The organism is Rhizobacter sp. P2_G4, assembly GCF_056403575.1.
Genome location: NZ_JBFUFG010000015.1, coordinates 82,029 through 96,913 on the forward strand (window position 1 = coordinate 82,029; position 14,885 = coordinate 96,913).

Below are 14,885 nucleotides of genomic sequence, written 5' to 3' on the forward strand. Positions count from 1 at the left end.
ATGATTCCTTCCCCCCAGCAAGCCCTCGCCGAAACCAGGGCGTGGGTCGACCGTGCCGTGATCGGCCTGAACCTGTGCCCGTTTGCCAAGGCTGTGCAAACCAAGAACCAGGTGCGCTATCTCGTGAGCGGCGCGACGGATGGCGATGCCTTGCTGGCCGAGTTGCGCGACGAGATGAACCGGCTCATCGAAGCCGACCCGGCTGAGCTGGACACCACCTTGCTCATCCACCCGCAGGTGCTGAACGACTTCCTCGACTTCAACGACTTTCTCGGCGCGGCCGACGAAGCGCTGGAAGAGCTGGGCTACGAAGGCATGCTCCAGGTCGCGAGCTTTCACCCGCAGTTCCAGTTCGCGGGCACCGATGTCGACGACGTGACGAACGCGACCAACCGGTCGCCCTACCCCACGCTGCACCTGCTGCGCGAGGACAGCGTCGACCGCGCGGTGGCTGCGTTCCCGCAGGCCGAGGCGATCTTCGAGAACAACATCCGCACGCTGGAAGCGCTGGGCGCCGAAGGCTGGGCCGCACTGCAAGCGCAGTGCAAAGCTGACGCCGCCGGCGGCTGATCAGCCCTCGGCGACGATGCGGCCGAGTTGCCGCAGCGCCTGCTCGGCCTTGTCGTCGAAGGTGAAGCCGCAACTGATGCGCATGAAGTGGTCGAAGCGGCCGGAGTTGGAAAACAGCGAACCCGGCACCACGCGGATGCCTTGTGCCAATGCCGTCTCGAACACCGTCTGGGCCGAGCGGGGCTTGGGCATTTCGACCCACAGCAGCAGGCTGCCATCGGGCACGCTCAGGCGCGTACCTTCGGGGAAGCAAGCGGCGATCGACTCGGACACTTGCTCGCGCTGGGTCTTGAGCTGCCGGCGCAAGCGGGCCAGGTGTCGGTCGAAGGCGCTGGAGCCGATGAACTCGGCCGCGATGAGCTGCGGCAGCGCCTCATTGGCACGGCTCTGCGCGTACTTGATCATCTGGATGCGCGCGTGCCAGCGGCCGCCGCTGATCCAGCCCAGGCGCATGCCGGGCGCGAGGATCTTGCGCAGCGACGCGCAATGGATCACCCCGCCGCTGCGGTCCCAGGCCTTCACGGCCTTGAGCGGCACGTCGTCCGACGTCAGCGCGCTGTAGGTGTCGTCTTCGATCACCGGCACCTCGAAGCGCTCGCACAGCTCGACCAGCCGCTGCTTGTGGTCGTCTGGCATCACACAGCCGAGCGGGTTCTGGAAGTTGGGCACCAGGGCCACGGCTGCGATGCGCTCGTGGGTCTGCAATGCCAGTTCGAGCGCCTCGATCGACATGCCGGTGTGCGGGCTGGTGGGGATCTCCAGCGCGCGCAGGCCAAGGCTTTCTAGCACCTGCAAGAGCCCGTAGTAAGTGGGCGACTCGACGGCAATCGTGTCGCCGGGCTGGGTCACGGCACGCAGCGCGACGTTGAGCGCTTCGATGCAACCGTGGGTGACCATGATCTCGTCGGCAGTCAGGCTCATGCCAGCCTCGAGCGCGCGCCGCGCCAGCACGGCCCGCAGGAGCGGATCACCGGGCGACGCGACCGGCTTCACCAGCAGCTCGGGCCGGTGCCGCAGGGCACGGATGGCGGCGTTCTTGAGGGCTTCGGCCGGGTAGGCCTCGGGCGAGGCATAGGCCGCTGCGAAATCGAACTTCACGACGTGGCGCTCGCTCTGCGCGACGAAGGCCGACACCCGGTCGTGCACGCCGACGTATTGCGCCGCGTCGAGCGCCCGCACGGTGTCGGGCTCGTTGGCCGGGGGAATGGTTGTACGGCGTGGCATGCGCACGAAGTAGCCCGAACGCGGCCGGGCCTCCAGCAGCCCTTCGTCTTCCAGGCTGCGACAGGCCTGCAGCGCGGTGGACAGGCTCACCTGGTGAAGGCGTGTCAGCGAGCGCACCGAAGGCATGCGTGTGCCGGGCGTCAGCACGCCGGAGCGGATGGCGCCGCGGTAGTGGTGGGCGACACGTTGGTAGAGCGGTTGCAGATCCATGTCGGACATGATGCGTGCCCCCAGCAGAGGCAGACCGGAACAGATCGCAGCTTAAAGCGCCATAACAGCGCGGGCAAATGGCTTCTGATCCGAAACAGAAGCTTCGCGGCTGTGCCTGTTATTGAACAGCCGCGCTGCATAAGCTGGAACCCTCGAAACACACATCAGGTGAACCGTCATGGACACGGATCAGGTCAGGCAGCGCATGCGTCTTGGCGCCGGAGAATCGCAATGGCTTCGCACTGAGGCGGGCACGATGTTCGTCGGCATCGGCGGCAGCTTCATCGTCGTCGAAGCACCACGCTGGATGGCCGATGCCTCGTGGCGCGATCGCGTCTCGGTCGATGCCGGGCAGGCGCATACAGTCGAATCCGCCGGCTGGGTGCAGGTCAGCAGCGCCACGGGCGCAGAGATGATCTGCCTGCAACCCGGCAAGATCGCCGCACCGCGCAACTGGTTGAGCGACGCGTGGCGCCTGTTGGCCCGCCGAGCCCTCGCCTGAAACAAGATTGAAGGAAGACATGCTGCAGTTCAGTGACGTCCAGACCGCCGCGGCTCGCCTCCAGGGCGTGGCCCATCGCACCCCGGTGCTCCGCTCTAGCACGCTCGACGAGATGTTGGGCCTGCAGGTGTTCATGAAGGCAGAGAACCTGCAGCGCATGGGTGCGTTCAAGTTCCGCGGTGCCTACAACTCCGTCAACGCCTTGAGCGACGACCAGCGCTCACGTGGCGTGGTGGCCTTCTCCTCGGGCAACCACGCGCAAGCGGTGGCACTTGCCGCGCGCATGCACGGCTGCCAGGCGACGATCGTGATGCCGCACGACGCCCCCGCGCTGAAGCTGGCCGCCACGCGAGGCTACGGTGCCGAAGTGGTGATCTACGACCGCTACAAGGAAGACCGCGCCGCCATCGCCAACCGCCTGGTCGGCGAGCGCGGCGCCACGCTGATCCCACCCTTCGACTACCTGCCGGTGATGGCCGGCCAGGGCACGGCGGCGCTGGAGCTGCTGGAAGAGACCGGCCCGCTCGACGCGCTGATCGTCTGTGCCGGTGGCGGCGGCTTTCTGTCGGGCTGCGCGGTGGCCGCCAAGCACTTGGCGCCCGGCATCGCGGTCTACGGTGCCGAGCCCGAGCGTGGCAACGACATGCAGCAGTCGCTCCAGGCCGGACGCATCGTCAGCATCGACGTGCCACGCACCATCTGCGACGGCCAGCAGACGCAGGCCGTCGGTCACCATACCTTCGAGGTGATCCAGGCCCTGGTGAGCGATGTGCTGACCGTGCCCGACCCGGTGGTGGTCGACGCGATGCGCTTCGCCTTCGAGCGCATGAAGGTCGTGCTCGAACCCTCTGGCGCGTGTGCGCTGGCGACGCTGATGCTGCACCGCGAACGCTTCAAGGGGCAACGCGTGGGCGTCACGCTGTCGGGTGGCAACATCGGGGTCGACCGCTTTGTTGCGCTGATCACTGGCGCGGAGCGGGTTGATTGAAAGGTGCCGCTTCGCGCCGGTGTTTCTTCTGCCTACCGGCGGGTGCGCCGGGTGGTCGCCCCGGCGGGCGAGTTACTTTCATTTGTCGCGTCAAATGAAAGTAACCAAAGCAAAGACGCTCTTCACTTTGCCGTACCGCTTCGGCTGCTTCCTTCCGCGACTTGTCGCCTGCAGATAAATCCGGACCACGGCACACCTGTTCAACGTACCCCACCCCTCGGCTCGCTGCGCCTCGCCACGAAGCACGATGCGCWGCGAGCTGGGACAGGKAATGTTTGCGCAGCAAACGACCGCATTGCTCTTCGGGCCCCGTGGGAGGCGTCGAGGAGCGCAGGGGTTTGGGGCCGCGTGCGCAGCACGCTTCGTGAACTGACTTCGCGCGGCTGTCTGAGCGCAGCGGCCGCAGGCCGCGAAGCGAGTTCGGCGCGAGGCCCCATACACCGAGCACCGCAGAGCAGTCCGGCCCTAGCCGGACCGCCTACGTCGGGGTCGCCTTTCTTTGCCTTCTTTCTTTGGCGAAGCAAAGAAAGAAGGTCGCCCGCCGGGGCGATATCCCGGCAGCTGCCTCACGCAGTGAACAGAAGCATCACGCGCATAGCGCTGCCGGGTTCGATACCTCAGCCTGAACGGTCGGTGGTACACGAAGACAAGGCACCCCCACCCGGGATTGCCCTGAGCCCAAGCCTCGCAGCCAGCCCAACACCCATGCAACACTCGCGTTCTCAAATCAGGCGCGCAAAGCGCTGGAGATATCGATGCTGATTGCCTCTGTCCTCGTCGGCCTGGTGGCCCTGATCCACGTCTACATCCTCGTGCTAGAGATGTTCATGTGGGACACGCCCAAGGGCCGCAAGGTGTTCAACACCACGCCCGAATTCTCGGCCGCGTCCAAGGTGCTGGCAGCCAACCAGGGCCTGTACAACGGCTTCCTGGCCGCGGGCCTGATCTGGAGCCTGATCCTCGGCATCGGTGCTGGCGCGGCCGGCCGCCCGGTGGCGCTGTTCTTCCTGGCCGGTGTCGTGGCGGTCGGCGTCTATGGCGCCGCCACTGCCGCGAAGAAGATTCTGTACGTGCAGGCGCTTCCCGCTGCCGTCGCCATTGCTGCTGTGCTGTTCCTGGCCTGATGACCTTCAGCAGGGCGCCAGCCGCCCTGCCGCCCTAACGGCCAAGACGAGTACATTGCTCGCCAAATGGCCTCCGCTGCCCCTGCTCTTGCCATGCCCGACATGACGTCGGACATCCCTACGCGGGTTCGCGTGGCGCAGATGCGGATGATCTTCGAGCAGACCTCGGTGGCGGTGTTCGCCGCCACAGCGTATGCCGTTGCACTGGTCCTCTACCTGCACGGTGCGATTCCCGCGCAAACGCTTGCGATATGGATCGGCCTGAAGATCGCGGTGGTGATTCCGCGGGTCGTCCACGGCCGCATGTTCAGGCACCGCCAAAACGATTCGCTGACCTGGCTGGCGTGGGGCCGCGCAATGCTGTTCCTCGATGGGTTGGTATGGGGTGCGGCTGGCATTTTCCTGACCGCCACCAACGACACCAGTGTCGTGACGTTGGTGATCGCCACGCTGGCCGGCGTGAGCACGGTCGCTGCCTTCGTGTTGCATGCCGACTGGCCTTGCTGCGTGGCCTACACCGCACCGATGCAGCTGCCCGGCGTGCTCATGATGTTCTCGCGCGGCGACGCCATCGGCCTGTACGGTGCGTTCTCGATCATCGCCTTCTACGCTGTTTTGCTGGTCGCCACACGCCGCTCGGAGCGGCAGGTGGTGGAGATGCTGACGCTGCGCTTCACCAACGAGCGGCTCACGGCCCAGCTGTCATCGGCACTCGAGTTGGCGCGCATGGAGAACCGCGCGAAGAACGAGTTCGTCGCCAACATGAGCCACGAGTTGCGCACGCCGCTGCACGGCATCTTGGGTATGTCGAGCATGCTGCTGGGCAGCGCACCCGAGAGCAACCCGCGGGACGGGCTGACCGTCATCCGGCGTTGCGGCGAGCACCTGCTGGGTCTCATCAACAACATCCTTGAATATTCGCGCTTCGACGCGCACGGGATCGACGTGCACCCACAGCAGGTCGACCTCGCGCAGCTGATCGACGACACGGTGGAGATGTGCACGCCAGGTGCCGCAGAAAAGGGCCTCACGCTCACCAGCGAGCTCGACCTGCCGCGGCCTTGCATGGCGACGATGGACCCGTTCCGTCTGCGCCAGATCCTGCTGAACCTGGTGGGCAACGCGGTGAAGTTCACCGAGCACGGCACGGTGCGCGTGCGGGTCGCGGAAACGCAGGGCGGCAGCGGCCTGTTGATCCGAGTCGAAGACACCGGCGTGGGCATCGCGCCGGCGGCGCTCGACCGCATCTTCGAGCCCTTCGTTCAGGTCGACAGCTCCAACACGCGGCGCTTCGGTGGCACCGGGCTCGGGCTCAGCATCACGCGCGCGATTTGCGAGGCGATGGGCGGCTCGGTGAGGTATCACAGCGCGTTGGGATCAGGCTCGACCTTCGAGGTGCTGCTGCCGCTGAAGCGGGTGCATACGCCGAATGTACCTTCGCCCGCTGCAGCGGCATCACCGGCAACCGGCCAAGTGCCGATGCACGGCCGCGTGCTGCTGGCCGAAGACAACCAAGTCAACGCCATCGTTGCCGAGGCCTCGCTCGCTCGCCTAGGCCTGGAAGCCGAACATGTGGTCGATGGGCGCGGTGTCGTCGAGCGCGTGTGCCAGGCGCACTCGCCGCGGCCCGATCTGGTGTTGCTGGACTGCCAGATGCCGGAGATGGATGGCTTCGAAGCCGCGCGCCGCATCCGCGAGCACGAGATGAAGAACGGCTTGCCGCGCCTGCCGCTCATCGCGCTCACGGCCAATGTATTTCCCGAAGACCGTGAACAATGCCGCGCCGCGGGCATGGACGACTTTCTGGCCAAGCCCTTCAGCACCGAGCAGCTGCGCGAAATTCTGTCTGTGTACCTGACGCAATCTGCCTGATTCAGGCAGCGCGCGGCCAGACTTCGTCACCCTTGTTGCGAAGCCCATCGGCAACAGCGGCCGAGAGCGCCTCGAAGATCGCGATGTCGGGGTGATAGCGGCGAAACACGAAGTCGTGATCGGGGTGCCGGCGCTCGCGTGCCATCGCCTCGGACGTGACCGTGTCGCGGAACAGCACGCGGTGAGGCAAGCCGCCCGCATGCAGCAGCGGGCACATGCGCTCGTCGCCAAACAGATCGGTGAAGCCGAGGTTCTCGTAGGTGCGCAGCAGCGTGCGGCGCGAGCCAGCCAGCACACCGCCGATCTGCGTCGCGATGCAATACAGATGGCTCGCCTTCACCAGCGCCAGGCGCACCGGGTGGTCGTAGCCGGGCTGCACGCACAGGCGCGTGATCTCGGCCAGCAACTGGCCTTGGCGTTCTGGCGGCAACTCGATGCTGCGCTCGATCTGCAAGGGCGCCGTGCGGTTGCTCTGTATGCGCGCCGAGCCCACCACCGCGCCGGTCGCCTTGTCTTCTGCAAAGAAGATGGTGGTGTCGACCAATCGATCGAGCGGATCGGCGCTGCCGAATGCTGCGGCCTGCGCCGGCAGATGGCGGCCATAGGCCGTCTGCCTCAGCGCCTGAACGCGCAGCAGTTGTGATTCGTCGCAGACCACCCTCACTTTGAAGGGCAGGCTGTGTTCGATGACGGCAGAGGCTCGGTGAGTTGCCCGATTGCGCGATGCATCGAGTGCCCCGAAGTCTGAGTCGTTGCTGCGCAGCCCGTGAGCGCGCGACACGATGTCGAGTGCCCGCGGCACCGGCATCAATGAAGGTGGCGGAAGTTCGTCCCTGTACATGCAGTATCCCCATCAGCGGGCCTTTGGCCTCTTGCATGATCCCGGGGCAGTAATCGCAAGGGCCGGGCCAGCCGCCTCGATTCAAGTGTTGCGAGTTGTGACCGGCACGGTGCCGATCGGGCCTTCAGCGATGGGGGCGTGAAGGCTCAACGCTGCCCGGTAGACAGCGGCCAAACGAAGTGGGCGTCGCCGTTGAAGTCGGGCGCCTGCCAGTCGCTCACCGAGAAGTAGAGCCGGCTCGGTGCCAGCATCTCGACACCGCGTTCGATGGCCTGCAGGCTGACGCCGGCCAGGTCGAGGCGGCTGTTGTCGGCACGGATGGCCACACGCCCGCGCAGCCGCAGGTTTGTGGCCGTGAGCTGGCTGGCTTGCGTCGAGAGTGCGACATCGTCGCTGTCGATCACGCTGTCTTCGACGGTCACCGACGACGCCTTGATGGTCAGCTGCCGGAGCTTTGCGCCGCTGATGCGGGCGTTGCCGCAGTTGTCGAGCGTGATGCTGTCGTAGTGGCCGCTGAAGCTGCGGTCGGGTTCGTTGAGGCAACTCGCAGCGCCCTTGGACACCTCGGGAACGTCTACCGCGTATTTCGGCGACAAGGGCGAAGCCAAGGCCTCCTGCAACAAGCGCATGAAGGTGGTGGGGCTGTCTTGCATCGGCGTGTGCCCTGCGCCGTCGATCACCCGCAAGCGGGCATCGGGCAGGCGCGCTGCGAGCAGGTTGCCGGTGCGCAACGGCGCCACCGGGTCATCTCGGCCCCAGATCACCGTGGTGGGCGCCTGCACTTCACGGATCGCCGAAGTGAAGTCGTGCTCCACCAGGCCGAGGCCGGCTTCGACCTGTGTGTAGCGGCCAAGCAGCGCATACCGCACGCTGGGGTTTTGTGCCAGCCAGCGGCTGAAGTCGAAGCGATCGTCGAGATCGTTGAACACGATGCGCCTGAGGCCGTTGATGCGCTCGCCAAGGCCCTTGAGGAACCGGTCGACCGGGTCGATGCCGACCTGCCGCGTTCGCATGCTGGCCACGTGCTGCGCAAACACCGTCTTGAGCAGGATGCCCGCCGCGTCGACGAGCACCAGCCGATCCACCCTGTCGGCATGCGCGTGGGCGAAATGCAGACTCACCGCGCCACCCAGCGAATGGCCGACCACATGCACCCGCTGGCCGGGCGACGTCTGGTCGAGCACCTCCTTCAGAGCCTGGCTCAGCGCGTCGAAGGAATAGCCTTGCGGCGACGACTCCGATGCGCCGAACCCCGGCAGGTCGACAGCGACCACATGAAACTGGCCCGCCAGGGCGGCAACCACGCTGGCCCAGTCACGATGCGCGTTGTTGCCGAGGCCATGCACCAGCAACACGGTGGGCGCGCTTTGCGCCCCGGCCTGCCCTATCAGCACGCGCTGCCCGCTGCGCAAGGCCAGGCAGGTGTAGCGCAGGCCCGGCAGCCGGACGATCACGGCCGAGGCCGCTTCGGCAACCCGATCGACACATGGAACCGAAGTGGGAGGCACTGCCGACAACGGCACCGATGCAGGGGCCGGCTGAGTCGGGGCGGCAGATCGGGCTGCGGCGCCACAGAGCATCACCATCAAACCCAGTGCCAGAGGCCGCCACACACACAGGAGCATTCGTCACCTCAAGAAACACCGGGCGCCCATTCTCGCGGAACCATGCGCGCAGCGGTGATATCAGTATCTGCATACTGGCACTGCTGCCAACCACGGAGGTACCGATTTGAAGACCAAAACACAGACTCTCTCGCTCTCGCTGGCCCTCTTGATCGCCGTGAGCCTGCCCGCGGCTCAGGCCCAGACCACGACCACGACAGGCCCGAAGATCGAGCCCGGCTTGTGGGAGATCAACATCGCGCTCAAGAGCCAGAGCGGCAAGGCCGAAGCGGCGGTGAAGCAGGCGCAGGCCTACATCAACCAATTGCCGCCCGACCAGCGCAAGGCCGTAGAACAGGTGATGGCCCAGCAGAACATCCGCCTGGGCGACAAGTCGAGCACCGTGCAGGCCTGCATCAGCAAGGAAGACGCCGAGCGCGGCGAGATCCCGCAGCAAGCCGGTGACTGCACGCAGCAGGTGCTGGAGCGCGGCAGCAACTCGATGAAGGTGAAGTTCGCCTGCACCACCACACCACCGGCCAACGGCGAGGCCGTGGTCACCTTTCAGAGCGCGACGGCCTACACCAGCCAGGCGGTGGTCGACACCGTGGTCGTTGGCCAACCGGAGCGCGTGAACGTCGACCAGACGGGGCGCTGGCTCGCGACGGACTGCGGCAACGTGAAGGCCTTGGGGAAGTAAGGAGCACCTGCGGTCGAAGGGCTGCGGGGTGTAGTCGTCAACCGGGCTTTACGACGCGCGAATCCAGTTCTCCAGCCGCAGGCCTTCCACTCGCTTGAAGTGGCGCAGGTTGTCGGTGACCAGCACCGCGCCGAGCGCCAGCGCGTGCGCGGCGATCATCTCGTCAAAGTCACCCAGAGCCTGCGCCTTCGCGCGCAGCTGCGCGCGCACCAGGGCGTGGAACTCGGCGCAGGCGGCATCCCACGGCTCGGTGTGGACCACCGCAAGGAACGCGCCGACATAGCGCTCAAGCTGAACAGCGTCCGGCCGCGTCGCCACGCCGAAACGCATCTCGGCATTGGTGATGGCCGAGATGCACCATTCGTCAGGTTGCAGTTGCTGCAAGCGGCTGTCGAGCCCGGCCGTGCCGCGCATCGCGGCCACCGCCGTGTTGGTGTCGAGCAGGTAGAGCGTCATGTCACTCCACCCATGACTCGAGCGCGTCTCGGCGCTGCGTGTCTTGCACGCGGTCGGCGAGGAAGTCGGCCGGCACCGCGCCCAACTGATGCCGCAGCGACATGAACTCCATCCACGACAACTCGGGCCGGCTGGACAGGATCACGTTGCCGTTGCGCGCGTCGCGGCGGATGTAGACGGCGTCGCCTTCGAAGCGAAACTCGGCCGGCAGGCGCACGGCCTGGCCACCGCCATGGGCGAAGAGCTTGGCGACCTTAAAAGATGTGTTCTCTGACTGCATGAGTGCAGCCTAAGACCTCACTGGCTCAGGCGCTGAGCCAGTCACACGAACCCATGGCAAGCGGCAACGCGCCGCCTGTGTTCAGCTGCGCTGGAAGCCGTCGTCCAAGGTCTTCTTCGGCTCGGCCAGCACACCATGTGCGAGGTCGTTCATCAGCGTGTCGGCCCAAGCCGAATTGGTGTCGGTGGCATAGAAGCGCTCTTCGCCGGTGGAACGACGGCGCACCACGAGCAGCCCGCCCGCCAGGCGAAAGAGCTGCGCCAGCGGCGAGGCGTTGTCGGACTTGATCTCGAAGTCTTCGGCGTCGTAGCCAACGTCGGCGAGCATGCGGCCCACCGTTTTCACCTGGCTCTGGAACTTGGGTAGATCGATCATGGCGCTCCTCTCCTGGGCCGTGCGTCTCGACGCGCAATGCGGAGAACGCCCAGGCGATGATCGGCACGCGGCCCCATGAAGCTTGTAGGAGAACACCGCATCGGCGCGTCGGCATGCGGCGCGCCGTTCCATGTCACTCGCTACTCGGCGCCCAGCGGCTTGAACAGCTCTTCGAAGTCCTGCGAGGTCAGCCCTGCATCGCCGGCCACGCCGGACAGCAGGGAATCGGCCAAACCGGCCTTGCGCGCCTGCAGCTCGAGCATCTTGTCTTCGACCGTGCCGCTGGCCAGCAGCTTGTAGACGAACACCGGCTTGTCCTGCCCGATGCGGTAGGCCCGGTCGATGGCCTGCTGCTCGACGGCCGGGTTCCACCATGGGTCGTAGAGGATCACGGTGTCGGCCGCGGTGAGGTTCAGGCCCACGCCGCCGGCCTTCAGACTGATGAGGAAGAGCGGCACCTCGCCTTGCTGGAAGCGCGCCACCAGCTCGCCGCGGTCCTTGCTCTCGCCAGTGAGCTTGAGGTGCGGCAGCTTGAGCCGCGCGAGTTCGATCTCGATCAGCGCCAGCATCTCGGTGAACTGGGAGAAGAGCAGCACGCGGCGGCCGTCTTCGATCAGCGTGGGCAGCAGGTCGAGCAGCAGCTCCATCTTGGCCGACGGGTGGTGCGGCCTGGCAGCGGCGGGCTCGTTCGGGTCGCCGATCTTCAACAGCCGCGGGTCGCAGCAGACCTGGCGCAACCTGAGCAAGGCGTCGAGCACCATGATCTGGCTGCGCGCCAGGCCTTGCTGCGCGATCACGTCTCGCAGCTTGGTGTCCATGGTGGCGCGCACGGTCTCGTACAGGTCGCGCTGGGTGCCGCTGAGTTCGACGCGCAGGTGTGTCTCGGTCTTCTCGGGCAGTTCTTGCGCCACCTGCTGCTTGGTGCGACGCAGCACGAACGGGCGCACGCGGCGCGCGAGGTTGGCGGCCTGCGCCGTGTCTTGCCGCCGCTCGATGGGCGTGCGGTAGTGCTCGCGGAACTGCGGCTCGCTGCCCAGCAGGCCGGGGCAGACGAAGTCCATCAGGCTCCACAGCTCGCCCAGATGGTTCTCGAGCGGCGTGCCGCTCAGGCACAGGCGGTGCCGGGCGTTCAGGCCCTTCACCGACATCGCGGCCTGGCTGCGGGCATTCTTGATGCGCTGGGCTTCGTCGAGCATCAGGTAATGCCACTCCTGCGCACCCAGGGTCGGCACGTCTCGCATGGCGAGCGGGTAACTGGTGACCACCAGGTGCGAGCCGGCGATGTGCTTGAAGTGCTTGGCGCGCTGAGGCCCGTGCAGCACCACCAGCTTCAGCTCGGGCGTGAAGCGCCGCGCCTCGGCCTCCCAGTTTCCGATGAGGCTGGTCGGCACGATCACGAGGCTGGGCCGGTCGAGCCGGCCGGCGTCGAGCTCGCCCTGCAGCAAGGTCAGCGCCTGCAGCGTCTTGCCCAGGCCCATGTCGTCGGCAAGGATGCCGCCGAGCCGCGCGCGGCGAAGAAAGTCCATCCACGCCAGGCCGTCGAGCTGGTAGTGGCGCAAGGTGGCCTGCACCTTCGGCGAGACCGCCACCTCGGGCAGGCTCTTCCCGCTGCCCAGCAGGCGCACCTGCGTCATCAGCTCGGTGAAGCTGGGCGGCGCCTTGACCTGCACGTCGGCCGACAAGGCCTCGAGCGTGCCCAGGTCGAAGCGCGACAGGCGCAGTGCCCCGGCCTTGTCGCCCACACGGAAGACCGAGCGCAGCCAGTCCATCAAAGGCGCCACCCGCTTCACCGGCAGGCGCAGCAGGCGTTGCCGCGGGGCAGTGCCCGGCGCGGCGGGCACATCGCCGGCCCAGGGCACGAGCACGTCGCCGTTGTCGTCCTGGCTCATTGCGGCGTCCAGCTTCAGCCAGCCGCTCTGCACCAGGCTCACGAGCAGCGGCACCAGGTTCACCGGCTGGCCGTCGACCTTGACCTGCAGGCCCACGCTGAACCAGTTGCCGCCGGGCTCTTCGCCGATGTCGACCGACCAGTCGTCGGGCGTGTGCAGCTCGAAGGGAAAGTCGTCGACCACCTCGACGGCCCAGCCCCGGCTTTGCAAGTCGGGAATGTGATGCGCCAGCAGCTCGGGCCAGCGCTCGCGCCGCTGCGGCACCAGCATCATGGGGTTGCCTTCGACACCGACCGGCAACACCGACGACTGCAGGCGAGCGCTCGAGAGCCGGGTCAGCCGGTCCATCGCCACGCCGGCCGACAGGCTCCAGGGCCGCAGCTCCAGCTCGCCGAACAGCGTGCGCAAGGCCGCCGCCTCGGCCTGCGCCTGCCGCTGGAAATGACCCATCACGATGCGGCCGGGCCGCTCCGGGTCGTTCACTTCACCCAGGGCCGTGGTCGCATTGCCGGCGGGAAAGTGGAAGTCGAACGCCCGGCCCGTGGGCGGCTGGTAGCGAAAGATCAGCTGCGCCGCGCCCTGGCGCAGCGTGGTGCTGCGCGAATTCGCCGAGCCGTAGCGGTGGTGCAGCATGGCTTCGGAAGCCACGTCGACGCAGGTGGTCAGGCGCAGCACCGGCACCAGGGCCAGCGCGCCGAGTTCGATCATGGCCGGCGGGGGCGGCTCGGACGAGCGGGCCGTCGGCGTGGCCACGCCCGGCACTTCGGGCAGGCCGCGCTTGATGCGGATCTGCTGCGCTTCCCACGCCATCAGTGCCGCGGCCACATGCTTGCAATTGGTACCGACCGGGCAGGAACAGCGGCCTTCCAGCCGCGGCCCGAGCCGGCGATCGTTCACCCAGTGGATGCTCTGCTGGTAGGCGGTGGGGCCGGACCCTTGCGTGCGCGTGTTGAGCCGCGGGCCGTCGATCTGCATGGACAGCACGGCCTGCTGCGGCTTGAGCCCCATGGCCGAGGTGAGCGTGCGGTGGTCGAAGTGCTCGCCCAGGTCAAAGTCTTCGGGCAGGGAAAAGTCGGTCATCGGGTGAAGGGAAAGGCAACCCTGCATTGTCGTCTGCCATGCGATGCTTGCCCAGATGAAACGCCGACACCTCTTGGGGACTCTGGCCGTACTCGCACCTGGCCTGCAGGCGCGAGCCGCGCTGATCGCCCCGCGCCCGCTGGCTTTCCCGGCGGACTTCGGCGCCCACCCGGCCGCCCGCACAGAGTGGTGGTACCTCACAGGAGCCCTGCAGGCGGGGGAGCGCCTGTTCGGCTTCCAGGTCACCTTTTTCCGTTCTCGAACCGACGTGGGGGCCGACCACGCCAGCCGCTTCGCCGCCCGACAGCTCGTGTTCGCCCACGCGGCATTGAGTGACGTGCAGGCCGGCAAGCAACGCCACGACCAGCGCCTAGCGCGGGCGGGCTTTGGCATCGCAGAGGCTGCCGAAAGTGATACGCATGTGATCTTGCGTGACTGGTCGTTACAGCGCGAAGGCCCGGTTGACGCCAGCCGCTACCGCACGCAAGTCACCAGCGACAACGCCGGTTTCCGCCTAGAACTGACGTTGGCCGGCACCCAGCCGCCGCTCTTGCAAGGCGAGGCCGGCTTCTCGCGCAAGGGCCCGCGCCCCGAGCAGGCCAGCCACTATTACAGCCAGCCGCAACTCGCCGCCACCGGCACGCTCACGCTCGACGGCCGCGCCGTGTCGGTGCAAGGCCGCGCCTGGCTCGACCACGAATGGAGCGAAAGCCTGCTCGACCCGCAGGCCGTGGGCTGGGACTGGATCGGCATGAACCTCGACGACGGAAGCGCCCTCACCGCCTTCCGCCTGCGCCGAGCCGATGGCTCCGCGGTCTACGCAGGAGGCAGCCTGCGCTCGGGCGGCGCGGTGCGCAGCTTCGCGCCCGGCGAAGTGCGCTTCACCCCCGGGCGGCGCTGGCTGAGCCCCGGCTCGCGCGCCAGTTACCCGGTGGAGTGGACGGTGCAAACGCCTGCCGGCGAACACCGCATCCGCGCCCTGTTCGACGCACAGGAGCTCGACAGTCGCGGCAGCACCGGCGCCTTCTACTGGGAAGGCCTGAGTGACCTGCTCGACGCGCGCGGACAACGCGTTGGACGCGGTTACCTTGAAATGACCGGTTACGCGAATCCGCTCATCTTGTGATCTAGTGCATCAAAGGCATGGCACGAAAAACGCTAGGGAAACGG

14 protein-coding genes are annotated in these 14,885 nt (G+C 66.9%); 7 read left to right on the forward strand and 7 right to left on the reverse strand.

The window, feature by feature from the left end:
• Window positions 1-570, forward strand: coding sequence for a DUF1415 domain-containing protein (locus AC1DYS_RS29805; protein WP_477905317.1), 570 nt, complete (start codon window positions 1-3; stop codon window positions 568-570).
• Here the strand turns inward: AC1DYS_RS29805 and AC1DYS_RS29810 are convergent, their stop codons facing one another.
• Window positions 571-2,004, reverse strand: coding sequence for an aminotransferase-like domain-containing protein (locus AC1DYS_RS29810; RefSeq protein WP_477905319.1), 1,434 nt, complete (start codon window positions 2,002-2,004; stop codon window positions 571-573). It abuts the gene before it with no gap.
• 178 nt (window positions 2,005-2,182) lie between these two features.
• On the opposite strand from AC1DYS_RS29810, the gene AC1DYS_RS29815 reads away from it, so the two are divergent.
• The 4 genes from AC1DYS_RS29815 to AC1DYS_RS29830 all read left to right on the forward strand — a co-directional run bounded on the left by AC1DYS_RS29815 (window position 2,183) and on the right by AC1DYS_RS29830 (window position 6,490).
• Window positions 2,183-2,506: a hypothetical protein gene (locus tag AC1DYS_RS29815; protein WP_477905321.1), complete on the forward strand. Its 324-nt coding sequence runs from the start codon at window positions 2,183-2,185 to the stop codon at window positions 2,504-2,506.
• 19 nt (window positions 2,507-2,525) lie between these two features.
• Window positions 2,526-3,494: a threo-3-hydroxy-L-aspartate ammonia-lyase gene (locus AC1DYS_RS29820; protein WP_477905323.1), complete on the forward strand. Its 969-nt coding sequence runs from the start codon at window positions 2,526-2,528 to the stop codon at window positions 3,492-3,494.
• 755 nt (window positions 3,495-4,249) lie between these two features.
• Entirely contained in the window at window positions 4,250-4,618 is a 369-nt protein-coding gene (locus AC1DYS_RS29825) for a DUF1304 domain-containing protein (RefSeq protein WP_477905325.1), read from the forward strand.
• A gap of 102 nt (window positions 4,619-4,720) precedes the next feature.
• Complete coding sequence (locus AC1DYS_RS29830) at window positions 4,721-6,490, forward strand: ATP-binding protein (RefSeq protein WP_477905327.1); 1,770 nt, start codon at window positions 4,721-4,723, stop codon at window positions 6,488-6,490.
• Window position 6,491: 1 nt separating this feature from the next.
• Here the strand turns inward: AC1DYS_RS29830 and AC1DYS_RS29835 are convergent, their stop codons facing one another.
• Together AC1DYS_RS29835 and AC1DYS_RS29840 are read right to left on the reverse strand one after the other, a co-directional pair.
• A complete protein-coding gene (locus AC1DYS_RS29835) occupies window positions 6,492-7,331 on the reverse strand; it encodes an N-acyl amino acid synthase FeeM domain-containing protein (RefSeq protein WP_477905329.1) in 840 nt (279 codons plus the stop codon).
• A 146-nt stretch (window positions 7,332-7,477) separates the two neighbouring features.
• Window positions 7,478-8,785 (reverse strand): alpha/beta fold hydrolase, encoded by a 1,308-nt coding sequence (locus tag AC1DYS_RS29840; RefSeq protein WP_477905330.1) that lies wholly within the window; start codon window positions 8,783-8,785, stop codon window positions 7,478-7,480.
• A 277-nt stretch (window positions 8,786-9,062) separates the two neighbouring features.
• Between AC1DYS_RS29840 and AC1DYS_RS29845 the strand changes: the two genes are divergently transcribed.
• Window positions 9,063-9,635, forward strand: a complete 573-nt coding sequence (locus AC1DYS_RS29845; protein WP_477905332.1) for a DUF3617 domain-containing protein — start codon at window positions 9,063-9,065, stop codon at window positions 9,633-9,635.
• A 48-nt stretch (window positions 9,636-9,683) separates the two neighbouring features.
• Here AC1DYS_RS29845 and AC1DYS_RS29850 read toward each other — a convergent pair whose 3' ends face one another.
• The 4 genes from AC1DYS_RS29850 to AC1DYS_RS29865 all read right to left on the reverse strand — a co-directional run bounded on the left by AC1DYS_RS29850 (window position 9,684) and on the right by AC1DYS_RS29865 (window position 13,715).
• Window positions 9,684-10,091 carry a type II toxin-antitoxin system VapC family toxin gene (locus AC1DYS_RS29850; protein WP_477905334.1) on the reverse strand — a complete coding sequence of 136 codons (408 nt, stop codon included), beginning with the start codon at window positions 10,089-10,091 and terminating at the stop codon, window positions 9,684-9,686.
• Window position 10,092: 1 nt separating this feature from the next.
• Complete coding sequence (locus tag AC1DYS_RS29855; protein WP_477905336.1) at window positions 10,093-10,371, reverse strand: antitoxin; 279 nt, start codon at window positions 10,369-10,371, stop codon at window positions 10,093-10,095.
• An 81-nt stretch (window positions 10,372-10,452) separates the two neighbouring features.
• Window positions 10,453-10,746 (reverse strand): hypothetical protein, encoded by a 294-nt coding sequence (locus AC1DYS_RS29860; RefSeq protein WP_477905338.1) that lies wholly within the window; start codon window positions 10,744-10,746, stop codon window positions 10,453-10,455.
• 140 nt (window positions 10,747-10,886) lie between these two features.
• Entirely contained in the window at window positions 10,887-13,715 is a 2,829-nt protein-coding gene (locus AC1DYS_RS29865; protein ID WP_477905340.1) for a DEAD/DEAH box helicase, read from the reverse strand.
• Window positions 13,716-13,770: 55 nt separating this feature from the next.
• Here AC1DYS_RS29865 and AC1DYS_RS29870 point away from each other — a divergent pair, with 55 nt between their 5' ends.
• Window positions 13,771-14,841 (forward strand): lipocalin-like domain-containing protein, encoded by a 1,071-nt coding sequence (locus AC1DYS_RS29870; RefSeq protein WP_477905342.1) that lies wholly within the window; start codon window positions 13,771-13,773, stop codon window positions 14,839-14,841.
• Window positions 14,842-14,885 lie beyond the last annotated feature (44 nt).